10 protein-coding genes and 1 riboswitch are annotated in these 23,491 nt (G+C 69.4%); of the genes, 5 read left to right on the top strand and 5 right to left on the bottom strand.

Annotated elements, in window-relative coordinates:
• Window positions 1-8 precede the first annotated feature (8 nt).
• Window positions 9-14,672 carry a filamentous hemagglutinin N-terminal domain-containing protein gene (locus AruCF_RS11035; protein WP_049073273.1) on the top strand — a complete coding sequence of 4,888 codons (14,664 nt, stop codon included), beginning with the start codon at window positions 9-11 and terminating at the stop codon, window positions 14,670-14,672.
• A gap of 10 nt (window positions 14,673-14,682) precedes the next feature.
• On the top strand, window positions 14,683-15,441 hold the full coding sequence (locus AruCF_RS11030) for a SapC family protein (RefSeq protein WP_049073272.1): 759 nt from the start codon (window positions 14,683-14,685) through the stop codon (window positions 15,439-15,441).
• An 85-nt stretch (window positions 15,442-15,526) separates the two neighbouring features.
• Here AruCF_RS11030 and AruCF_RS11025 read toward each other — a convergent pair whose 3' ends face one another.
• The 3 genes from AruCF_RS11025 to AruCF_RS11015 all read right to left on the bottom strand — a co-directional run bounded on the left by AruCF_RS11025 (window position 15,527) and on the right by AruCF_RS11015 (window position 18,631).
• Entirely contained in the window at window positions 15,527-16,825 is a 1,299-nt protein-coding gene (locus tag AruCF_RS11025; RefSeq protein WP_083036701.1) for an alpha/beta fold hydrolase, read from the bottom strand.
• A 9-nt stretch (window positions 16,826-16,834) separates the two neighbouring features.
• Window positions 16,835-17,827, bottom strand: a complete 993-nt coding sequence (locus tag AruCF_RS11020; RefSeq protein WP_049073270.1) for a Bug family tripartite tricarboxylate transporter substrate binding protein — start codon at window positions 17,825-17,827, stop codon at window positions 16,835-16,837.
• Window positions 17,828-18,073: 246 nt separating this feature from the next.
• The gene (locus AruCF_RS11015) at window positions 18,074-18,631 is read right to left on the bottom strand and encodes a DUF1415 domain-containing protein (protein WP_049073269.1); all 558 of its coding nucleotides are present in this window, start codon (window positions 18,629-18,631) and stop codon (window positions 18,074-18,076) included.
• Between the two features lie 104 nt (window positions 18,632-18,735).
• Window positions 18,736-18,799: riboswitch (Fluoride riboswitch) on the top strand.
• Window positions 18,800-18,962: 163 nt separating this feature from the next.
• On the opposite strand from AruCF_RS11015, the gene crcB reads away from it, so the two are divergent.
• Together crcB and AruCF_RS11005 are read left to right on the top strand one after the other, a co-directional pair.
• Window positions 18,963-19,334: a fluoride efflux transporter CrcB gene (gene crcB, locus AruCF_RS11010; protein ID WP_049073268.1), complete on the top strand. Its 372-nt coding sequence runs from the start codon at window positions 18,963-18,965 to the stop codon at window positions 19,332-19,334.
• A gap of 128 nt (window positions 19,335-19,462) precedes the next feature.
• On the top strand, window positions 19,463-19,843 hold the full coding sequence (locus AruCF_RS11005; RefSeq protein ID WP_049073267.1) for a hypothetical protein: 381 nt from the start codon (window positions 19,463-19,465) through the stop codon (window positions 19,841-19,843).
• 45 nt (window positions 19,844-19,888) lie between these two features.
• On the opposite strand, the gene AruCF_RS11000 is transcribed toward AruCF_RS11005, so the two are convergent.
• Together AruCF_RS11000 and AruCF_RS10995 are read right to left on the bottom strand one after the other, a co-directional pair.
• On the bottom strand, window positions 19,889-21,361 hold the full coding sequence (locus AruCF_RS11000) for a M20 family metallopeptidase (RefSeq protein WP_020928243.1): 1,473 nt from the start codon (window positions 21,359-21,361) through the stop codon (window positions 19,889-19,891).
• 131 nt (window positions 21,362-21,492) lie between these two features.
• Window positions 21,493-22,410, bottom strand: a complete 918-nt coding sequence (locus AruCF_RS10995; RefSeq protein ID WP_049073266.1) for a LysR family transcriptional regulator — start codon at window positions 22,408-22,410, stop codon at window positions 21,493-21,495.
• A gap of 110 nt (window positions 22,411-22,520) precedes the next feature.
• Here AruCF_RS10995 and AruCF_RS10990 point away from each other — a divergent pair, with 110 nt between their 5' ends.
• Entirely contained in the window at window positions 22,521-23,474 is a 954-nt protein-coding gene (locus AruCF_RS10990; RefSeq protein WP_049073265.1) for an alpha/beta hydrolase, read from the top strand.
• The last annotated feature ends 17 nt before the right edge of the window (window positions 23,475-23,491 follow it).

The raw sequence follows: 23,491 nt of genomic DNA, 5'->3' as shown, positions 1-23,491 counted from the left end.
GACCGACCATGACTCGTCAATCCCGCATCCTCGCCCAATCCGCCCGCCGCCAGGCCCTGAAGGCCCCGCCCCTGCCCGCGCTCACCACCATGGCGATGGTGATCGGCTCGCTGGTCTCCGGCGGCGCCCACGCCAACCCCACCGGCGGCAACGTCGTGGCCGGCGGCGCGACCATCAATGACCGCGGCAACGGCACGCTGGACATCAACCAGTCGACCGGCAAGGCGATCATCAACTGGAAGGGTTTCAGCATCGGCGCCAACGAGACGGTCAATTTCCGTCAGCCGGGCAGCAACAGCGTCACGCTGAACCGGGTGGTTGGCAATGATCCGTCGGCCATCTTCGGCCGCCTCAACGCCAACGGCAACGTGGTCCTGGTCAACCCGAACGGCGTGCTGTTCGGCAAGGGCGCGCGCGTGGACGTGGGCGGGCTGATCGCCACCACCGCCAACATCAGCGACAAGGACTTCCTGGCGGGCAAGTACAAGTTCGACCAGCCCTCGTCCAAGGCCAATGCCATGATCGTGAACGAAGGCACGATCAGCATCAAGGACAGCGGCCTGGCGGTGCTGGTGGCGCCGGCGGTGCGCAACTCGGGCGTGATCGAGGCCAAGCTGGGCCGCGTGGCCCTGGCCGGCGCCAAGACCGTCACGGTCGACTTCCACGGCGACGGCCTGCTGAGCTTTGACGCCACCTCGGCCGTCAGCGAGCTGCCCAAGGACGCCGATGGCAAACCGGTCTCGGCCCTGGTCGCCAACAACGGCGTGATCCGCGCCGACGGCGGCACGGTGCTGATGACGGCGCGCGCGGTCAAGGGCGTGATCGACAACGTGGTCAACACCGACGGCATCGTCAGCGCCAAGGCGGTGGGCACGCAGAACGGCAAGATCGTGTTGTCCGGCGGCGACGCCGGCACGGTCAATGTGGCCGGCACGGTCGAGGCCACCGGCGTCAACGCCGGCGAGCGCGGCGGCAAGGTGGTGGTGACCGGCGAGCACGTCAACGTGGCGCGCGGCGCCGCGATCGACGTGTCCGGCGCAGCCGGCGGCGGCGAGATCGCGCTGGGCAGCCTGGGCGTCGCGCCCGACAACGGCTCGGCCGCGTTCAGCGGCAAGTCGTCGACCGTCAAGGTGGCGGCGGGCGCCACCCTCAAGGCCGATGCGCTCATCAATGGCAACGGCGGCAGCGTCACGATGTGGTCCAACGACGCCACCGCGTTCGCCGGCAGCCTGTCGGCGCGCGGCGGCGCCCAGGGCGGCGACGGCGGCTTCGCCGAAGTCTCCAGCAACAAGAACATCGGCCTGACCGGATCGGCCGATCTGCGCGCGCCCAAGGGCAAGACCGGCCTGCTGCTGATCGACCCGACCGACCTGCGCATCGTCGACTCCGCCAGCGGCGGCGGCTCGCAGGACGGCGCGGCCGGCGACGGCACCATCAACGGCGGCGACGCCAACACCGCCAACAACACCGTGTCGCGCGGCCTGCTCGAAAGCCTGGCCGGCACCACCAACATCAAGCTGGAAGCCACCGGCCAGATCACGGTCGCGGACATGGCCGCGATCAACCTGAAGACCACCGCCGGCCACAGCTTCACGATGCGTTCGACGCAGACGGGCGGCATCCGCTTCGAGAATTCGAACACCGAGATCAGCACCCAGGGCGGTTCCATCACGCTGGAAGCGCTGGGCGTGGGCAGCACGCTGGACAACATCGGCAAGCTGACCAGCCGCGGCGGCGCGATCACACTGAACGCCACCGGCGACATCAACCTGGCCAACGTCATCGACGCCGGCACCGGCGCGGCGCTGGTCCGCACCAGCGCCGGCTCGATCCGCAACACCGGCGGCGCCAACCAGGTAGTGGCCGGCAACAGCGTCAAGCTGGACGCCAGCGGCGGCAGCATCGGCGACCTGGCCGCCCCGGTCAACACCCAGACGGCGCTGCTGTCGCTGGCGACCGGCGGCAACCTGGCGGTGGCCAACCGCCAGACCCTGACCTCGCTCGACATCACCAGCCGCCACGCGCAACCGAACGTCAACAACAGCTTCCTGCTGACCTCGCCGGACCTGGCCTTCGCCCTGCAGGACAACGGCGGCTACCAGCTGAACACGGTCAACCAGTCGGGCCTGAACTTCTCGTTCGCCGGCGACCGCACCATCACTGTCGGCGACGTGGCGCTGGGCGCCGGCACGCTGGCGCTGACGTCGACGGCCGGCCATATCCTCGGCACCCCGACGGGACAGTTGAGCGCCAGCCAGATCACCCTGAGCGCCGCCGGCAGCGATGGCCGCGCCGGCGCCATCGGTTCGTCGGCGCAGGCGCTGCGCACGCAGACGGCCGCCCTGATCGCGACCAGCGGCAGCGGCGGTGTGTACGTGGAAAACAGCGGCCCGCTGAACCTGAAGGCGATCGACACCACCGGCAACCTGGTCGCGCAGACCAGCGGCCACCTGACCCTGGGCGACATCAAGGCGGGCTCGGCCACGCTGACCTCGTTCCTCGGCAACATCGTCGACGATGGCAACGACGCCACCAGCATCGCCGCCGCGTCGCTGACGCTGTCGGCCGAGCGCGGCATCATCGGCGGCGCCGCGCGCGCGCTCAAGACCAACGCCAGCACCCTGTCCGCCACGGCGGGCGCCGGCGGCGTCTACCTGGACAGCTCCAGCGCCAACCTGAACATCACGCAGGCGCAGGCCGACACGGGTCCGATCGTGATCACCGGCGCGGGCAGCGTCTCGGCCAACAACGTCGGCTCCGGCGGTGGCGCCATCAACCTGACCGGCAACAGCATCGTCGCCGGCCAGATCAACGCGGGCGCCGGCAATGTCACGCTGACCGCGCGCGCCGGCAACATCACCGGCACCTCGGCCTCCCTCATCACCGGCAACGTCGTCACCCTGCTGGCCCCGGCCGCCAACACCAGCTATACCGTCGGCACCGCGGGCACCTACCTGCGCACGGCCGCCGGCGTGCTGAACGCCACCGGCGGCAGCATCTACCTGAACCAGGCCCAGGGCTCGGTGCTGCTGGACGACCTGAAGGCCAATAACGGCATCTTCGTCACCGGCGTGGCGAACCTGAGCGCCAACATGCTGGATGCCGGCACCGGCACGCTCTCGCTCAATGCGCAGGGCGGCAATATCGTGCGCGCCAATGCCAACAGCGCGCTGGCGGGCAACAGCATCGTCCTGCAAGCCCAACAACACATCGGCACGGCCAGCGACCACCTCACGACGGCCACCACCAGCCTGACGCTGGGCAGCGGCGGCGACATCTACGTCGACAATCCCGCCAAGACGCTGAACTACCTGGCCATCACCAATGCGCACGCCGACCCGGCCCGCCGCAACACCATCCAGGTGGCCGCGCCGTTCCTGAATTTCGACGTCAATGACGACCTGGGCAACGCCTACGAGCTGCGCCAGGTCTACAGTTCGCTGCTGAGCCAGTTCTCGTTCACCGGCGACCAGAGCCTGAAGCTGGGCAACCTGCGCGCCGGCAGCAACATCACGCTGGTCTCCAACCAGGGCAGCATCCTGGACGACGGCATCGCCGACACGCGCGTCACCGCCAATAACGTCAGCCTCCGGGCCGCCCAGGACATCGGCACCAGCGCCAATTTCGTCGCCGTCAACGCGCCGGGCCTGACGCTGGACACGCGCGGCAACCTCTACGCCACCGACATCGCCGACCTCACCTCGTTGACGGTGTACGCGCGCCACAAGGACGTGGACGACCGCTACACGCTGGACGTGCGCGCGCCGTCGCTGCTGTTCAACATCACCGACGATGTCGGCGGCCACACGATCCACGAGGTCCGCGACAGCAACTGGGTCAACTTCAGCTTCAACAGCGACCGCGACATCACGGTCGGCAGCATCGACGCCGGCTATAGCGGCAGCATCACGCTGAACGCCGCGGGCGACCTGCGCGACGACGGCAACAAGCAGACCCGCCTGCTGGCCAACTCGGTCAACCTGATCGCCGGCAAGGCGGTCGGCGCGACCGGCACGGGCTATCTGGACGTGCTGACCGGTTACCTGAGCGGCACGGCGAGCAATGGCGGCTTCTATGTCCAGTTGCCCAATCCCACCGGCTACGCCAATTACACCGGCATCGTCACCCTGAACAACATCACCGCCAGCGACGCGGTGCAGATCGACCTGCGCCAGGGCGACGCGCTGCTGTCCGGCACGGTGCGCAGCAACGCCGGCAACGTCACGCTGAACGTGGCCAACGGCTCGCTGTACGGCAGCGGCGGCGGGGTCTATGCGGGCGCCAACGACATCACGCTGTCGGCCGCCGGCACGATCGGCGGCCTGTACGGCGGCACCCTGCGCTATGTCGGCGTGGGCGCGGCGGGCCAGGCCAACGTGCAGGCCACCGCCGGCACCGACATCTACCTGAACGGCACCACCGGCAACATCAAGCTGACACGCCTGCAGGCCGGCACCGGCCAGATCGGCTACACCCAGTCCTCCGGCACCACCACCATCGGCAGCCTGAGCGCCGGCGGCGCGGCCACGGTCACCAATTCCGGCGGCTCGCTGCTGGACGACGGCGACGCCGCCACCGTGATCCGCGCCAGCAACATCGCCCTGACGGCGGGCGGCGCGATCGGCGCGGCCGGCGCGGCGCTGACGCTGCAGGCGCCCGACGTCAGCCTGACCAGCGGCGGCAACATCGCCGTGGACAGCCTCACCGGCCTGACGCGCCTGAACGTCACGCGCAATGGCACCGCCAATGGCGTGTACGGCATCACCGCGCCCAACCTGACGGCCTTCACGCTCACGGACGACGGCCTCGGCATCCACCTGACGGACATCGCCAGCTCGACCAACCTGGACTTCGGCTTCACCGCCAACAACAAGAACCTGCTGGTCGGCAACATCGACGCGGGCGCCAACGGCAAGGTCAGCCTGGCATCGGTCCAGAATATCAGCAACGACAATCCGGCCAGTCCCGGCGTCATCCGCGCCGCGACCGTCGCGCTGACGGCCGGCTCGAACGGCTCCATCGGCTCGTCCATCACGGGCGGCACGCTGGCCCTGAGCGGCACCTCGGCGCTCAGCCTGACCGCCGGCAACAACATGTACGTCGGCAGCGACACCGTGCTGCGCAGCCTGGCCATCAACAGCCTGAAGAACGCCGGCAGCGCCAGCACCTTCGCCATCGGCGGCGGCGCCGGCCAGGTCATCACCCTCAGCGACGACGGCACCACCCAGTACCTGGAGCAGGTCACGGGCGGCCTGACCGACTTCAGTTTCAGCGGCCGCAAGAACATCCAGGTCGGCGCCATCACCGCCACCAATTCCGTCAGCCTGACCACCGCCGGCGGCGGCGTCTATTCCAGCATCACCAGCGATGGCGGCACCGGCCGCATCACGGCCGGCAGCGTCACGCTGTCCGCCACCGGCTCGGACAGCTACACCGCGCGCGACGCCAACACCGGCGCCATCGGCGCCGGCAGCCGCGCGCTGCGCCTGAGCACCAGCAACCTGGCCATCACCAACAACGGCGACATCAACCTGAACAACGGCGGGCTGGCGCTGAACAGCCTGAACCTGTACCTGTCGCGCCGCGACGCCGGCAGCAGCGTCAACTTCGACACCAACAGCTACGCCTTCGGCGGCCTGGGCAGCCAGACGCTGGCCATCTCCGGCGGCACCAACCTGTCGATCGGCGCCAGCATGGCCGGCGCGGCGCTGACCATCAACACCGATACCGCCATCACCGCCAACGCCATCAACACCGGCACCGGCTCGGTGTCGCTGACCTCGCGCTACGCCAACACCGACCTGGCCCCGACCATCGGCGGCTCGGGCCTGATCACCGGCAACAACGTCAGCCTGAGCGCGCTCGGCACCAATGGCAGCGTCTCGGCGCAGACCAGCGCGTCCAACCTGTCGATCGCCTCGGCCGGCAACGTGTCCGTCGCCAACAACAAGGCGCTGACCGCGCTGTCGCTGACGGCCAACCACAACAGCAGCAGCGGTTCGATCAATAACACGTACAACATCAGCGCCAGCGGCATGACGGCGTTCTCGCTGAGCGACTCCACCGGCGTCGCCGGCCTGACGCTCAACAACATCACCAATACCGGCAACCTGGCGCTGTCGATCTCGTCGGACCGCGCGCTGACGGTCAACAACGTCAGCACCGCCGCCGGCGGCTCGGTGACGCTGGCGAGCAGCGGCACCATCTATGGCAACAGCTCCAGCGCCAGCTCGCCCAACATCACCACCGGCGCGCTGACCCTGAACGCCGGTTCGGTCACGGGCACCTACGCCACCAACCAGCCGCTGTTCGTCAGCGTCGACTCGCTCTCGTCCAACGTCCGCGGCAGCCTGTGGGTGTCGAACAACAGGAACCTGACGCTGCTGGACAACAGCGCCACCAGCTCGGCCCAGGTCAACGTGACCAACGGCTCGATCACGCAGGGCGCCGGCCGCTTCGTCACGCCGGTCCTGACGCTGACCGCCACGCAGTCGATCGGCGCCGCCGGCAACGCGATGCAGACCGACACCCGCCAGCTGACCACGCAGTCGGGCGGCAACCTGTACGTCAACAACGCCAGCGACCTGTTCTCGCTGAACATCACCGCCAACCACGCCAACAGCGCCGTGGACAACGTGGTGCAGGTGGCGGCCAAGGGCCTGACGTTCAACGTCACCGACGCCGGCGTCTACACGATGACCGAGGTCAGCGACCTGACCGGCCTGAACTTCTCCTTCAACGGCGACCGCACGCTGTACGTCGGCAACGTCGACGTCGGCCCGGCCAACACCGTGAGCCTGGGCGCCTTTGGCTCGGGCGCCCACATCCTGAACCTGACGCCGACCTCGCACATCACCGGCGACGTGGTCACGCTGGGCGCCAGCGGCCAGATCGGCGTGGCGTCGGGCGACAACTCGGGCTCGATCCACACCACCACCGGCGAGCTGTACCTGACCGCCGGCAGCCACGTCTACCTGGACAACGACCGCGACCTGGCCAGCCTGTCGCTGTACGCCACCGGCTCGTCGGCGGCCACCTACCAGATCCTGTCCAACGAACTGCTGTTCGACGTGGCCCACAACGGCAGCCGCCTGCAGGTCAACGAGGTGCGCGACAACACCGGGCTGAACCTGATGCTGTCGAGCAACGTCGGCCAGGACATCGGCATCATCGACACCACCGAGAACGGCACGGTGCGCCTGTCGAGCAACAACAGCATCCTGGGCAGCGCCGACGACAGCCAGCGCATCACCGCCGCGTCGGTGCAGATCACCACCCAGGGCTCGGGCGCCATCGGCGCCGTGGGCCGCGAGATCAACCTGTCGGCGCCGCTGGTGAACATCCAGAACGCCGGCGACGTCTACATCGACTCCGACCGCCACATCGACGCGCTGACGCTGTATTCCACCGGCAACAGCGCCCGCAGCTATGGCATCACCTCGCCCACCCGCGACGGCGGCAGCATCGTGTTCCAGGCCGCCGACGGCGGCAGCGGCAGCAGCGCCGGCCTGGTCCTGACCAAAGTCGAGGATGCGGGCGGCCTGAACCTGAGCGTGACCAGCGACCGCAGCATCACCGTCGGCGCGATCAATGTCGGCTACGACAACGTGGCGCTGTACTCGCGCGGCGGCTCGCTGCTGGGCGACGGCGACGCCAACAGCAAGATCGACGCGGCCGGCCTGACCCTCACGGCGGCCAACGCCATCGGCGCCGCCGGCACCGGCAACGCCATCGACACCCGCGTCAGCACGCTGAGCGGCCGCGCCGACAACGGCGGCGCCTTCATCACGGTGGAGGGCAACACCAGCCTGCCGAGCCTGACCTCGACCGGCGCCAGCTCGGTCAGCAACACCGTCGGCGACATCGAACTGGGCACGGTCAACACCAATGGCAACGCCTTCTCGGTCAACAACACGGGCGGCTCGATCCTGAGCGGCACGATCAACAACGCCACCACCGTCAACCTGACGGCCAACGGCTCGATCGGCAACAAGAGCGCCATCCGCACCAATGCCCTGAACGGCGGCACCACCACGGTCACGCTCAGCGCCACCAAGACCGACCGCGCCGATGGCAGCATCGCGCTGAACGAGACCTATGGCCTGCAGGCAACCTCGGTTACCGCGGCCGGCGACATCACGCTGGCCGCCGACACCGGCGGCAACGGCCGCAACCTGACCGTGGGCACCGTCACGTCAACCGACGGCGCCGTCACCCTGTCGACCGCGCGCGGCAGCATCACCGGCATCAACAACAGCAACCTGGTCACCGGCAAGAGCGTCAACCTGACGGCCAACTACGGCACGGCCGCGACCATCGGCGCGTCCAACTCGGCGCGCCTGCACCTGAACACCGGCAAGCTGACGATGGCCACGCCGGGCAGCATCTACGTCGACAACCTGGCCGACCTGTCCGACCTGACCATCATCCGCACCAACGCGCAGGGCTCGAACCTGGGCAGCGCCGGCTTCCTGACCATCGACGCCCAGAACCTGACGTTCAGCGGCGCCGACACCGGCAACGTCACCACCCTGACCACGGTGCGCGACACGACCGGCCTGAACTTCACCTACCAGGCCGTGGGCGCGATCAAGCTGCACGACATCGACGTCACGCAGAACGGTTCGGTGACCCTGTCGACCAATCCGTACTACTACACGGGCGGCTCGATCCAGGGCCTGAACGCCTCCTCGAAGATCGTCGCCGGCGACCTGACGCTGTCCACCGGGTCGGGCGACACGCCCAACACCATCGGCTCGTCCGGCCTGGCGCTGAACACCCAGGTCAAGAACATCGCCGCCACCGCCTCGGGCGGCATCTGGCTCAAGCAGACCGGTTCGATCAACCTGGGCAACCTGCGCGCGGGCGGCGACCTGTCGGTCACCACCACCACGGGCGACATCCTGGTCGGCACGGTCAGCTATGGCACCGGCAACGCCCTGACCCTGAACGCCCAGACCGGCAGCATCCTGTACGGCGGCGGCACGCTCTCGGGCGCGGGCGCCGGCGCCATCACGCTGACGGCGCAGAACGGCATCGGCACGCGCGACGCGGCCATCAAGATCGCCGCGCCCAACAGCCCGGTGTCGGCCACCGTCACCGGCGACGGCTCGCTCTACCTGGAGAGCAGCGGCAACCTGCTGGGCGGCCTGACGACCTCGGTCGCCAATGGCGAAACGCGCATCACCGGCAACGGCAGCCTGGCGCTGACCAGCGTCACCTCGGGCACCGACGCCACCGGCAACGACATCTCGGTCAAGACCACCTCGGGCAACATCACGGTCAAGAACGTGCAGGCCGGCGCCAACCACGGCCAGGTCACGCTCAACGCCGAGAACGGTTCGATCCTGGCCGACGCGGCCGGCGCCACCGTCAAGGCCTACGGCGTGGCGCTGAACGCCGCCAACGCCATCGGCGCCAGCAACGGCCGCATCAACGCGACCGGCCAGCGCGTCGAAGCCACCACCAGCGGCGGCATGTACCTGGCGGCGGACAACAACTCCGTCTACTCCTACCTGTCGGGCAACATCATCGACATCGCTGCCGCCGGCAATCTGCAGATCGCCAACGCGATCTCGTCCAACGGCGCGATCAAGATCACCGGCAACGGCGCCAACAGCCAGCTGGTGGCCGGCAACATCGACGCCGGCGCCGGCAGCGTCAATATCGACTTCAGCAAGGCGGGCAGCACCATCGTCGACGACCGCGAGGAATCCACGCGCATCATCGGCAACAACGTGGTGCTCAAGGCCGGCGCGGGCATCGGCGGCGCCACCGGCTCGCCCGACAACCTGCAGACGACCGCCGCCAACATCACCGCGGAAGTCACCGGCGCCGGCTCGATCTACCTGAACGACAACCGCGCGGCCGGCACCACGCTGGCGTCGGTCATCACCCAGAACGGCGCGATCGGCATCACCACCGCCGGCCCCACCCTGGTCACCAGCGCCATCAGCCGCAACGGCTCGGCCAGCAACAACATCTCGATCGCCACCACCAGCGGCGACCTGTCGGTCAACACGATCGACGCCTCGGCGGGCGGCGACATCAGCCTGAACGCGGCCGGCTCCATCCTGGGCGCGGTGGCCAACAACCTGGTCCTGGGCAACACGCTGACGGCCGTCGCCGGCGGCAGCATCGGCTCGGCCGCCTACCCGGGCAATGGCTCGGGTGGCATCGCGCTGCGCACCAACCTCGGCGCCCTGGGCAACCTGTCGACCGCCGCCGACGGCGCGGTCATCGTGGTCAACAACATCGGCACGCGGGCCCTCAGCGCCAACAGCGGCAACATCCAGCAGAGCGGCGCCAACAGCTCGATCTACCTGACCACGGCCGGCGATCTGGACGCCAGCGGCGGCATGTCGAACACCGCCGCCAACCTGCTGCTGTCCTCGGGCGGCAAGCTGACGCTGGCCAGCGCCGGCGTGCAGGCCAACGGCACCATCACGCTCAAGGGCACGCAGGACGTGGTGGCGGCCGGCGCCACGCCGCGCACGATCAATGTCAAGGGCACCACGGTCAGCTTCAGCAGCGGCGCCGCGGGCGGCAACACCAATCTGGTGACCGAAGCCAGCTCCGTCGCGGCCAGCCTGACCGGCACCACCACGCCGGCCAACCTGACGCTGACCAACACCGGCGCGCTCGACGCATCGCTGAGCGCCGCCAACGGCGACATCAGCGCCACGGCCACCGGCTCGCTGAACGCCTCGGCCACCGCCGCCGGCAGCAACCGCACCATCGCGCTGACCTCGCAGCACGGCGATGTCGAGATCGGCATCGTCAACGCCGGCGCCGCCAGCGGCACCGTGATCCTGAGCGCCGCCGAGGGCTCGCTGCTGGGGCTGGACAACACCCTCACGGCCAACAGCCTGGACCTGACCAGCAAGACCGGCATCGGCACCCAGGCGGACCACTTCACCACGTCGGCCCGCAACCTCAAGGCCAATGTCCTGGGCAGCGGCGACATCTATGTGGACGGCAGCGGCGCGCTGACGTTGGACCGCATCGCCACCGCCGATGGCAGCATCGGCATCAGCGCCGCCGGCAATCTGGTCAGCGCGGTCGGCCTGTCGGCCGGCAACGGCGGCAATGTCGCGCTGGCCTCCACCGCCGGCAACGTCACCGTCAGCCACGATATCGCCAGCGCCGACGCGCATGACCTGTCCGTGAGCGGCGCGGCCATCGCCATGGCCGCCGCCAACACCAGCGGCAGCCAGACCTACACCGGCAACGTCACCCTCAACGGCGACCTGACCGGCAGCGCCATCGGCATCACCGGCAACGCCACGCTGGCCGGCGGCACGCGCACCCTGACGGCCAACGGCGCCAACGGCGGCGTCGCCCTCTCGGGCACGCTGAACGGCGGCGCGCAGCAGGCGGTGATCGTGGCCGGCGACGGCGACGTCACGCTGGGCGGCAATGCCTCCAACCTGGCCAGCCTGACCATCACCGGCAACAACATCGACCTGCGCCAGGTCGCCACCACCGGCGCCCAGCAGTACAACGGCGCCACCACGCTGCGCGGCGCGTACACCACCGCCAACGGCGCCTTCGGCGTCGACGGCGCCACCACGCTGGCCAGCACCGTGAGCGTGACCACCGGCAGCGGCGCGGTCGCCTTCACGGGCGCCATGTCGGGCGCCAACGCGCTGACCGTCACCAGCAGCGGCACCACCACCTACGGCGGCGCGGTCGACATCGCCTCGCTGAACCAGGCGGGCTCCGGCGGCACGGCCATCAACGGCGGCAGCGTCACCACCAGCGGCACGCAGACCTACGTCGGCCACGTGACGCTGGGCGACGATGCGGTGCTGACCGGCGCCACCGTCACCCTGGCCAACGGCGTCGACGGCGCCCATGCGCTGGAAATCGACGGCACGGCCCTGCTGACCGGCGCCATCGGCGCCACCACCAAGCTGGCCAGCCTGACGCTGGACGGCGCCGCCACGCTCAACGCGGGCAGCATCGCCACCACCGGCAACCAGCATTACAAGGGCCCCGTCACGCTGGTCCGCGACCACACGCTGAGCGCCACCACCGGCGGCGTGGCCTTCGACGGCGCGCTGGACGGCACGCATGACCTGCACGTCGTGTCCACGGCCGGCGGCGACGTCAGCTTCGACGCGGTCGGCAGCGCCACGCAACGCCTGGGCAGCCTGACGGTCGACACGGCCGGCACGACCGCCTTCAATGGCGCGGTCTACGCGGCATCGGTGCAGACCGATGACCCGGGCGCCGTGACCATCAGCGGCGAGCGCATCGACACCACCGGCGTCATGCGGTTCGGCGAACTGGTCACGCTGGGCGCCAACGTCACGCTCAAGGGCGCCAGCGTCACCCTGGCCGGCGGCGCGAACTCGACCGATGAGCGCCAGGGCCTGACCATCGAAGGCCCGGCCACGATCAACGGCCCGGTGGGCGCCGGCGCCAATGGCCGCCTGGCCTACCTGACCGTCGACGGCGACGCGACGCTCGGCGGCGGCCCGCTCAAGACGGTGGGCGAACAGTCCTACCTGGGCAAGGTCGAACTGTCCGGCAATGCGCAGCTGAGCACCGCCAACGCCAAGGTGACCTTCAACGATACGGTCACCAGCGGCAACGGCAGCGGCCTGACGGTCAGCAGCGGCGCCGGCGCCGTGCGCTTTGCCGAACAGGTCGGCGACGCCACCACGGGCCGCCTGGGCGCGCTGGTCGTCAACAGTGACGGCGCCACCACCTTCGACAAGGCCGTATACGCCGCCTCGGTCGGCACCAGCGCCGGCGGCACCGTGGCGATCAACGGCGGCCTGGTGGACACCACCGGCACGCAATCCTACGGCGAACGCGCGGTGTTCGGCACCGACACCGTGCTCAAGGGCAGCACCGTCAGCCTGCTGGGCGGCGGCGACGGCAAGCACGACCTGACCATCGATGGCAACGCCGTGCTCAAGGGGCCGCTGGGCGCCAACGACCCGCTGGCCAGCCTGACGGTCAAGGGCAACGCCACGCTGGGCGCGGGCAGCATCGTCACCGACGGCGAGCAGTCGTACCAGGGCAACGTGACCGTGGGCGGCGACGTGTCGGTGACCAGCCGCCAGGGCGACATCGGCTTCGACCGCGCGGTCGATGGCGGCCACGGCCTGACGGTCGTGGCCAATCAAGGCGAAGTGACCTTCTCCGGCCCGATCGGCCAGGGCTCGCGCCTGGGCGACCTGAAGGTCAGCGCCGCGGGCGACATCGTGCTGGACGGCCCGGTGCGCGCCGCCTCGGTGCAGACCGGCGGCAACGGCGACGTGCTGATCAACGGCGGCTCGGTGGACACCACCGGCACGCAGCAATACGGCCAGCACGTCATCCTGAGCGGCGTGGACACCACCCTGACCGGCACCAACGTGCAGCTCAAGGCCGGCGTCGACGGCACCGAATCGGGCAAGCAAGGCCTGGTCATCGCCGGCAATGCCGACATCCAGGGCGATGTGGGCGCCACCACGCCGCTGCGCACCGTGGCCGTCAGCGGCACCACCACCCTGGGCGGCGGCAAGACGCACACCACGGGCGACCAGGTCTACAACGGCGCCGTGACCCTGAAGGGCGACCGCGATCTGACCAGCGACACCGGCTCGGTGATCCTGGGCAGCAAGCTGGACGGCGGCAACGGCAGCAACCTGAACGTCAACGCCGGCAAGAACATCCAGGTCGCGGGCGACGCCACCGGCCTGGGTTCGCTGACCCTGCGCGCCGTCGACACGATTGTGTTCAACGGCGATGTCAGCGCCTATCGCGTGCAGCAGCTGGAAGCCAAGACCGCCAGCTACAACGGCGCGGTGCGCGCCTCCGGACCGGACGGCATCGACATCTCGGGCGGCACGCTGTCGTTCGGCAAGGACGTCACCGCCGACACGGGTTCGATCCGCATCGCCAACACCAGCCCGACCGGCACCACGTCCTTTGGCGCGGGCAGCACCGTAAAGGCCGCCACCGGCTTCACCCAGACCGGCGGCGCCGGGCTGACGCTGCCGGCGCAATTGCTGGTGACGCAGGGTCCCATCAACCTGGGCGTGCCGGCGAAGCTGCAAGGCGGCAACGCGGTCATCCAGACCAACGGCGACATCACCGCCGTCGGCCTGAGCGGCCCGCAGACCTCGCTGACGCTGGCCTCCGGCGTGGGCGCCCTGCGCATCGGCCTGAACGACGCCGACCCGAGCCACAAGCTGGACGTGGCCAGCCTGACCGTGCCGAACGCCGGCTCGGCCGACATGTGGGGCGCCATCGGCGGCAAGACCGGCTCCATGGCCGCCACCATGGTCCGCAGCTCGCTGGTCGGCGCGCCGTACTATATGAACGGCGCCACCTGGGGTCCGACCGACGTGATCGACCGGCTGGCCGCGGTGACCGCGCCGCGCACGGTGATCCCGACCACCCCCAACGCCAACCCGCTGTTCCAGGGCACCGTCCCGTCCAAGGGCTTTGGCCCCGATGCGCTGGGCGCGTATGCCGATCCGCAGGTGCTGAAGGTGGCTTCGGCCTTTTCCTGGCAGCTGCCTTCCGGCGACAATGCGGTCCTGACCGTGCCGAACGGCAACAACCCGGTGCTGCAAACGACCGGGGGCAATCCGCAGCGCCCGGCCGTCGAGGGCAACCCGTCATCCGACGACGCGCGCCGCGACACCGAGACCCAATCCCAAACTCTCTGACCCGAACACCATGACTACGCAGACCTCGCTTCCCCTGTTCTACGAACAACCCCGTCCGCTCGCCGCCGGCGTGCACGCCAACCTGTCGCTGGCCGGCAATACCGGCTTCGCCTACGCCGCCAAGACCAACGCCGTGCCGCTGGTGGCCACCGAGCTGCCGACCGCGTGCCGCCACTTCCCCATCGTCTTCACCGATGGCGAGCAGCCCACGCCGGTCGCCGTGCTGGGCGTGCGCGGCCAGGAAAACCTGTTCGTCGACGCGCAGGGCCAATGGCGCCCCGGCACCTACATCCCGGCCTACGTGCGCCGCTATCCCTTCATCTTCATGGAGAACGAAGACCGCAGCCAGTACACGCTGTGCGTCGACGAGAAGGCCGCCGCGGTGGTCGAGGGCCGTGACAACCCGTTCTTCGACGAGGCCGGCGAGCCGACCGCGCTGGCCCGCAGCGCCCTGGAATTCTGCCGCGACTACCAGAACCAGCACGCCTACACACTGGAATTCGCGCGCGCCCTGGCCGACGCCGACCTGCTGATCGAGAACCGCGCCGACATCACCCTGGCCGACGGCCAGCGCCTGGCCATGTCCGGCTTCAAGGTGATCGACGAAGCCAAGTTCAACAAGCTGCCGGAAGCGGAATTCCTGCGCTGGCGCGCCAATGGCTGGCTGCCGCTGGTCTATTGCCACCTGCTGTCGATCAACACCTGGCCCAGCCTGATCGATCAGGTGCAGCCGGTGGTCGCGACCGAGGAAGCCGCCGCCGAGGCGTGATCTTCTGGAACGCTCAAGGGCCGGCGCACGCGCCGGCCCGCGCCCCCCACGGCCCCGCCGGCCTCGCCGGTCGGGGCCGTGTGCGTTACTGGCCTTGCCCGGCCGCGCGCGCCAGGAAGGCCAGCACCGCGCGATAAGACCCCTCATTGCCGGCCGCGTTGGCCGGCGGCGTGCCGCCCGCGTCCAGCAACAGGCCGGACATGGCGTGCGGCTTGCTGATCAGCGTGGCCGGCAGGCACGGATAGTGCACGTGATGCCCGGCCCCCTTGCAGACGTAATGCGACGTGGGCAGCCCGTGCGCCTCGCGCTGGCGCATGACGATCTCGGAATACGCGGTGCTGGGCCAGAAGCCGTCGTCCGACGCGCTCACCAGCAGCACCGGGCCCGGATAGCGTTCCACCGGGATGCGGGCGCGTTCGAACGCGGCGGCATCGCGGCTGGCGCTCAGGAACGCATGGGTCTGCCGGTACGGCGGATCCGAGGCGTAGGCCGCCTCCCAATCGGCGCTGGGATTGTCCTGCCACAGGTGCGGCAAGGGCTCGCCGCCCTTGCGCCATACCTGCGCATTGCGTCCCGTGCCGGGCTCGCCCGCGCTGACCACGCCGTGCGTCACCGGCGACGGCACGTAGGCCACCACCGCGCTCACCAGGTCGGGATAGTGCGACGCCACCAGCAATGAGGTCTCGCCGCCGCGGCTGATGCCGGACAGCGCCACGAAGCCGTCGCGCGGCTTGAGTTCGGCGCGGGCCCAGCGCAGCGCCTGCTCGAAGTATTCCAGCGGCATGTCGTTCAGGTACTTGGGCCGGCCGTCGTAGTTGAAGATGGCCAGCGCCAGGCACTGGTAGCCGCGGGCCGCGAACAGCGCCGCGCGCGGCGCGTTAACGCCGCCGGACGAGCCGTTCATGTAGATCACCAGCGGGTGCGGGCCGGGGCCGGCGGGCGTGTAGAGCTCGCCCGACAGCGTCATGCCGCCGACCTGCTCGCGCACCGCGCGGTGCGCGACGCCCTCGGCCACGAAGGTCTGCACCAGCCGCGCGGTGGCCTCACGCTGGCCGTCGGTGGCATGCAGGTCGACCGCCAGCGGCTCGGTGCGATCGGGCGGGAACACCACCCGGTCCATCTCCTCGCAGGTCATCGACCACACCAGTCCCATGGCGGACGGCTCGGCGTAGCTGCCGGACACTGGGCAATCGCGCGCCAGATCCAGGCTGCCGTCATGGCCGGCCATGAACACCGCCTGCGAACGCCACGGCACGCCGCTCATCCGCATGCGGGCGGTGACGGTGACGAAGGCGTAGGCGGGAAAGCCGTCGATGCGGATCTCGCGCGGCACGTCGATCAGCGCGGATTCGGGGCTGACGGTGATGCGGGTTTGTTCGGTCATGGCGCGTCCTCAGCCTTTCAGGTCGGTCTTGGGCACGTTGTTGGCGCGGATCACGCCCGCCCACATGGCGGACTCTTCGGCGATGACCCGGTCCAGGTCGGCCGACGAGGTGAACTCCACGGTCACCCCCTGCTCGGCGAACTGCTTGACCAGGCTGGGGTCGCGCGTGCCTTCGCGCACCGCGTTCTCCAGCGTCGCGGCGACCGCCGCCGGCATCGCCGCCGGGCCCGAGATCATCATGCGGGTGTATAGCTCGAAGCCATCGACGCCGGCCTCTTTCATGGTCGGCACGTCGGGCAGGCTCGACAGGCGCTGGTCGGCCGTCACCGCCAGCACCTGCAGCTTGCCGGACTGGATGTTGGGCAGCGCCGAGGTCGGGAAATCGAAGGTGCTCTGCACCGTGCCGGCCATCAGGTCCAGCAGCGCCGGGCCGCTGCCCTTGTACGGCACGTCCTGGAACTGGGTGCCTGTCCTGGACTGGAAATGCAGCAGCGCCAGGTGGTTGATGACGCCGCGCCCGGCATGGGCGCAGGTGATGTCGCCCGGCTTCTTCTTGGCCAGCGCGATGAATTCCTGCACGTTCTTGACGCCCAGCGCCGGATGCACGATCAGCAGCATCGGCGACTTGCCCATCGACCCCAGCTGCTTGAAGTCCGACTGCTGGTACGGCAGGTTGTTGTAGAGCAAGGGGTTCAGGATCATGCCGTTGGTGCCGGCAAAGCCCAGCGTGTAGCCGTCCGGCTCGGCCCGCGCCACCGCCACGGTGGCGATGATGGCCTGGCCGCCCGGCCGGTTCTCGACCACCACGCTGCCCTTGAGGATCTTGCCCATGCGCTCGGCAAGCGCGCGCGCGGCGATGTCGGTCAGGCCGCCGGGCGCGAAGCCGACCAGCAGGCGCACGGGGCGGGTGGGGAAATTGGCCTGGGCCTGGGCAAACGCCAGGCGAGGCAGCAACGGCAGCGCGGCAAGCGCGCCCAGGGCGTGGCGGCGGGTGAACGGCATAAGGCTCTCTCCAGACAGGCGCGCACGACGTCCGCGCGACAGGCGGCCGCGCGAGCCATGCGATGAACAAGGGGGAAGGAAGCACAGGCCGCCCGCCGAACGGCGGGGGGTCTCAATGACGGTATCTTGTATGCAATATGGCGCGGGGGCTATCTAGGGATATCCCGGTGCCGGGTTCGCGCCGGCGCCGCGCGCCTGCACAGTCCCGCGCAGGATAGGCCCGCCTGGGACGGGAGCAAAGCCCGCTCAGAGCTTGCTCATCAACCGCTTCCAGCCTTCCAGGCCAAGCCGCTGCATCGTGTCGATGTTCTTCTCGTAGATCTCGGCGGCGTCCGGGAAGGACTCGACCGCGCGGTCGATGCTGTCCTCTCGCAGCAGGTGCAGGATGGGATACGGCGACCGGTTGGTGTAGTTCTCGATATCGTCCGGCTGCGTATCGGCGAACTGGAACCGGGGGTGGAACGTGGCCACCTGTAGCTCGCCCACCAGACGCATGCGCTTGAGCAGGCGGTCCGACAGGTCCTCGAAGTCGTTGAACTCCAGGAAATCATCGAGCGCGTCGGGGATGATCAGCAGCGTGGTGTCGATCTTTTCCGGATCGGCCTCGGCCAGCAGCGCCAGCTCGTCCTGCAGGTCGGTCAACACGCCTTCGGCATCGGTCGCATCGCTGACGGCAAAGCGGATCTGGTCCTTGACCTGGACCGCCTTGGCGAACGGACAGAGATTCAGGCCGATCACGGCCTGGGTGAGCCAATGGCGGGTTTCGGCAACCACGTTGGCGTAGGCGTCGGAAGTGGAAATCATGGCGGGTCATCCTGGCAAAACGCGAGTATAGGCGACCCGGTGGAAGGCCCCGCGACCGGGTTCACCCTGGGCCAACGCCCTGCCGCCGCGCCTGGGATACAATCGATCGCAATGGGAATGGAGCTTCCCAAAACCGCCGATCCCTCGGCTGATGGCTCCTGCTGACCGGGCAACATGCCCGCAGCGGGTGCCGTCCGGACAAAACCCGCCGCGGCGGGTTTCTTGTTTTTCGGGCCGCGACCTCGTCGCAGGCCGCCCGCGCCTTCAACCGGCGCGGTCCGCGGACAAGCCCCAGGCTGTTGCTCTCCATCGTTTCACCTGGAGAGAAATCTTGAATCTATTGCTGGTTTTCATCGGTGGCGGCCTCGGCTCGGCCGCCCGCTACGGCATGAGCCTGGCCGCGTTGCGCCTGGGCTGGATCGCCTTCCCCTACGCCACCCTGGCCACCAACGTGATCGGCTGCTTCGTCATGGGGCTGATCACCGAACTGCTGGCGCTGAAGTTCTCGGTGTCGCAGCCGACCCGGCTGTTCCTGACCACCGGCATTGTCGGCGGCTTCACCACCTTTTCGACCTTCGCGCTGGAGACCGCGCTGCATGTGGAACAGGGTCGCATCGGCACCGCGCTGCTGTACGCCGGCCTGTCGCTCGGGTTGGGGCTGGCGGCGCTGTTCGGGGCGATGGCGCTGGCGCGGACGCTGTGACGGCGGCGGCCGGTGCGCCCTTGACGGTCGCGCTCACCGTCTACCTTTCGTCCGACATCGCCGGCGCCTGTGGCGCCGCGAGACGGGGCTGTGCTAGCGTGGCGCCACGCCCCCCACGAGAGAAACGGATGGCCATCGCGCTCACCTATTTCGCCGACTGCCCGTCCGACGAAGCGCTGGCCGCGCTGCTACGGCGACGCGAAGACTTCTACATCGAGAACATCGATGCCATGAATAGCCTGACGGCGCGCATGCAGGCGTTGCTGGCCGACGACGGCTTGCACAGCGTCGTGCGGCTCGCCCCCCAAAATGAATCTCCCGGCACGCTGCTCACCCTCGTGTTCGTGGAAGCCGCGTTCGTGCTTGTCTCGCTGCGGCTGTTGCTGCGGCGGCTTGCCCACTGTCTTTCAGGCCGCCCGCGCGCGAACGTGATCCTACGCGTGACCTCCAACGCTTCGCTCCACGTGGTCTTCCGCCCCTCGGCGCGCGGCGCCGCCGCGACGCCATGAAAAAAGCCCGGCCAGGCCGGGCTTTCTTTCCTGCGCCAACGCCGATCAGGCCGCCGGCATCGCCGCCATGGTCTGCGCGACCGCGGCGGTCAGCTTCTTGCCGTAGGGCACGTGCAGGAATTCATTCGGGCCGTGGGCGTTGGACTTGGGGCCCAGCACGCCGCACACCATGAACTGGGCCTTGGGGAAGCCCTTCTGCAACATGCTCATGAGCGGAATGGTGCCGCCCTGGCCGATGTAGCCGCAGGGCGCGCCATAGTACTGCTGCGAGGCGGCATCCAGCGCCTGCGTCAGCCACGGCGCCGAGGCCGGCGCGTTCCAGCCGGTGGCGGCGCCTTCGTTGGCCTTGAAGAGGACCTTGGCGTTGTAGGGCGCATCGGCTTCCAGCAGGGCCTTGATTTCCTCCGAGGCGGCGACGGCGTCGACCAGCGGCGGCAGGCGCAGCGACAGCTTGAAGGCGGTGCGCGGGCGCAGCACGTTGCCGGCGCTGGACAGCGGCGGCAGGCCTTCGGCGCCGGTCACTGACAGGGTCGGGCGCCAGGTGCGGTTCAACAGGGCCTGTTCCGGCTCGGTGGTCATGGGCAGCACGAAGCCGCCGTCGGCGCCGCAGCTCCAGGGGAAGCGGCGCCACACTTCGTCGCCCAGGATGCGGGCGGTGGCGTGCACCTGCTCGATGCGGTCGGCGGGAATTTCGCAATGCAGGCTTTGCGGCAGCAGGCGGCCGGTGGCGCTGTCTTCGAGGCGGTCCAGCAGATGGCGCAGGATGCGGAACGACGACGGCACCACGCCGCTGGAGTCGCCCGAGTGCACGCCTTCGTCCAGCACCTGCACTTCCAGCGTGCCCGACACCATGCCGCGCAGCGAGGTGGTCATCCACAGCTGGTCGTAGTTGCCGGCGCCCGAATCCAGGCACACCACCAGGGCCACGTTGCCCAGGCGGTCGCGCAGCGCGTCGACGTAGGGCAGCAGGTCGTAGCTGCCGGATTCCTCACAGGTCTCGACGATGCCGACGCAGCGCGGGCGCGGGATGCCCTGCTTGTCCAGCGCCATGATGGCGGTGAGCGAGGCATACACGGCATAGCCATCGTCGGCGCCGCCACGGCCGTAGAGCTTGCCGTCTTCGTACTTGGGGGTCCAGGGGCCGAGGCCGGCGCGCCAACCCGAGAATTCCGGCTGCTTGTCCAGGTGGCCGTACAGCAGCACGGTGTCGCCGTTGTCGCTGCGGGTGGCGGGCGCGTCAAAGAAGATCACCGGCGTGCGGCCGGGCAGGCGCACCACTTCCAGCTTCAGGCCCGAGACCTTCTGGGCTTCGACCCACTGCGCCGCGTCGCGCACCACGCGCTCGATGAACGCATTCTTTTCCCAGTCGGCGTCGAACGCCGGGCTCTTGGCCGGGATGGCGATGTAGTCGGTCAGCGCGGGGATGATCTCGTTGTCCCACTTATCGTCCACAAAAGCCTGCAGAGCCTTCGGATCGAGGGTAGGAGGAAGTGCGTCGTCGGGGATGCGTGCGTTCATGGCGCGGGATCCTGTGATCGGGAAGCGGAATAATCCGCCATTTTATGCCTGCCGGGCGCCGCCGGCATCTTTTGTCCCTGTTTGCCGCGCGGCGCCGGAAAAACGGTGCCGGCTGGCGCCGCCCTTCGCCCCTAGCGCGCCGCGTAGGCCTCGATCCGGCTCCACACCTGGCGCGCCAGCGGCTTGGCGTTATCCACCGACTGGTAGAGCCGGATCTCCATGTGGATGTCGTTGCGCGCGCTGTCGGCGCGCACCAGGGCGCCGGCGCGCAGGTCGGATTCGACCAGCGTGTGCGGCAGCCACGCCAGGCCGAAGCCCTGCCGCGCCATGGCATGCAGCGCGTCCGCCAGGTCGGATTCATACATGGTCTGCAACCGCGCCGGCACGCACAGGCCGCGCAGGCGATCGCGCAGGATGCGGCCCAGCGACATGCTGTCGGCGTAGGCCAGGAACGGCACGGCCGGATCCGAGGCCAGCTTGGGCACGGCATGGCGCGGATGGCGGCTGCCCGGCGCCAGCGGCGCGCTGACCGCCACCAGCTTGTCGGCGCCGACCCGGCGAAAGCGGTAGTTGGGGTTGTCGATCTGCGCGTACAGCGGCTCGTGCGCGTGGCACAGCAGGAAATCGACCTCGCCGTCGGCCAGCATGTCGATGCCAAAGTTGAGCGTGGTGGTGACCACCTTCAGCTGGAACGGCTGCATGCCCTGCTGCACCCTGGCCATCAGCCCCGGCAGCACCGAATGCGCCAGCGTCTTGCCGGAGGCGATGGCGATGCGGCGGACACGCTCCTGTTCCGGCTTCTGCAGGCCCTGGCGCGTCTCGCGCAGGATGTCCAGCACGTCGATGGCGGCCGCCAGCATGCTGCGCCCGGCCGCGTTCAGCGTCGACACCTGGTGGCCGCGCTCGACCAGCGGCACGCCGGCCCAGTCCTCCAGCGCCTTGATGCGGCGCCCGAAGGCCGGATGCGTGACATTGCGCGCCTCGGCCGCCTGGAACAGGTTGCGCGCCTTCGACAGCGCCACGAAGTCCTCCAGCCACTTGATATCCATCCGTCTCCCCTCTTTTTGTGTGGCTGTGCCGGATCGGCACAGGCCCTGCGCATTTTGCACAAACCCCGCGCTTGTTACAACTAGTATTACGGCGTCTTCTGGAGATGCCGATGTCCGACGCCCCCGTCCTGCTGAAATCCCTGCGCAGCCATTTCCTGGGCGGCCGCGAGGTCGCGGCCAGCGGACTGCCGGTGCTGCGCAAGCAAGTGGTGGGCAACGGCGCCGCGCGCGCCATCGACATGAACGGCAGCTACTGCGCCGGCCAGTTGTACGTGCAGGAGTACCGCCTGGCCGAGCCGCGCCACCCGCATCCGGTGCTGCTGTGGCACGGCGGCGGCATGACCGGCGCGCAATGGGAAAGCACCCCCGACGGCCGCCAGGGCTGGCTCTGGCGGCTGCTGCAATCCGGCTATGACGTGTTCGTGGCCGACGCGCCCGAGCGCGGCCGCGCCTCGTGGGCGATGTACCCGCAGATCTACGACGCGGCGCCCATATTCCGTTCCAAGGAAGAAGCCTGGCACCTGTTCCGCGTCGGCCCGGCCGGCGGCTACGCGCCCGCCGGTCAGCCGCGCCGCATCCATGCGGCGCAGCAATTCCCCACCGAGGCCTTCGACACCTTCGCCAAGCAGTTCGTGCCGCGCTGGCTGGCGCATGACGCCATGGCGCTGGATGCCTATCGCGAACTGCTGGACCTGGCCGGCCCCTGCATCGTCATCGGCCACAGCCAGGGCGGGGGCTACGCCACGCAACTGGCGCGCGAATGCCCCGGCCCGATCCGCGCGGTGGTGGCGGTGGAACCGACCGGCACGCCCGAACACGTCGACGGCCCCCTGCCCCCGCAACTGCTGGTCTGGGGCGACCACTTCGACCAGCACGACACCTGGCAACGCTACCGCGCCCAGACCGACGCCTACTGGGACGCCCTGCGGCGGGCCGGCAGGCGCGCCGACGTGCTGGACCTGCCCGCCGCCGGCATCGGCGGCAATTCCCACTTCTGCATGCTGGACCGCAACAGCGACCGCATCGCCGAACTCATCGTCGACTGGCTCAACGGCCTCGACTAACCTTCGCCTGGAGACAC

Origin of the sequence: Achromobacter ruhlandii (assembly GCF_002082135.1) — a bacterium.
Lineage (GTDB): Bacteria > Pseudomonadota > Gammaproteobacteria > Burkholderiales > Burkholderiaceae_B > Achromobacter > Achromobacter ruhlandii.
This window is presented reverse-complemented; position numbering and strand designations above follow the sequence as displayed.

Coding starts and splice junctions, on each gene's coding strand:
- AruCF_RS11035 (WP_049073273.1), top strand. CDS start 9: ATGACTCGTCAATCCCGCATCCTCGCCCAATCCGCCCGCCGCCAGGCC.
- AruCF_RS11030 (WP_049073272.1), top strand. CDS start 14,683: ATGACTACGCAGACCTCGCTTCCCCTGTTCTACGAACAACCCCGTCCG.
- AruCF_RS11025 (WP_083036701.1), bottom strand. CDS start 16,825: ATGACCGAACAAACCCGCATCACCGTCAGCCCCGAATCCGCGCTGATC.
- AruCF_RS11020 (WP_049073270.1), bottom strand. CDS start 17,827: ATGCCGTTCACCCGCCGCCACGCCCTGGGCGCGCTTGCCGCGCTGCCG.
- AruCF_RS11015 (WP_049073269.1), bottom strand. CDS start 18,631: ATGATTTCCACTTCCGACGCCTACGCCAACGTGGTTGCCGAAACCCGC.
- AruCF_RS11005 (WP_049073267.1), top strand. CDS start 19,463: ATGGCCATCGCGCTCACCTATTTCGCCGACTGCCCGTCCGACGAAGCG.
- AruCF_RS11000 (WP_020928243.1), bottom strand. CDS start 21,361: ATGAACGCACGCATCCCCGACGACGCACTTCCTCCTACCCTCGATCCG.
- AruCF_RS10995 (WP_049073266.1), bottom strand. CDS start 22,410: ATGGATATCAAGTGGCTGGAGGACTTCGTGGCGCTGTCGAAGGCGCGC.
- AruCF_RS10990 (WP_049073265.1), top strand. CDS start 22,521: ATGTCCGACGCCCCCGTCCTGCTGAAATCCCTGCGCAGCCATTTCCTG.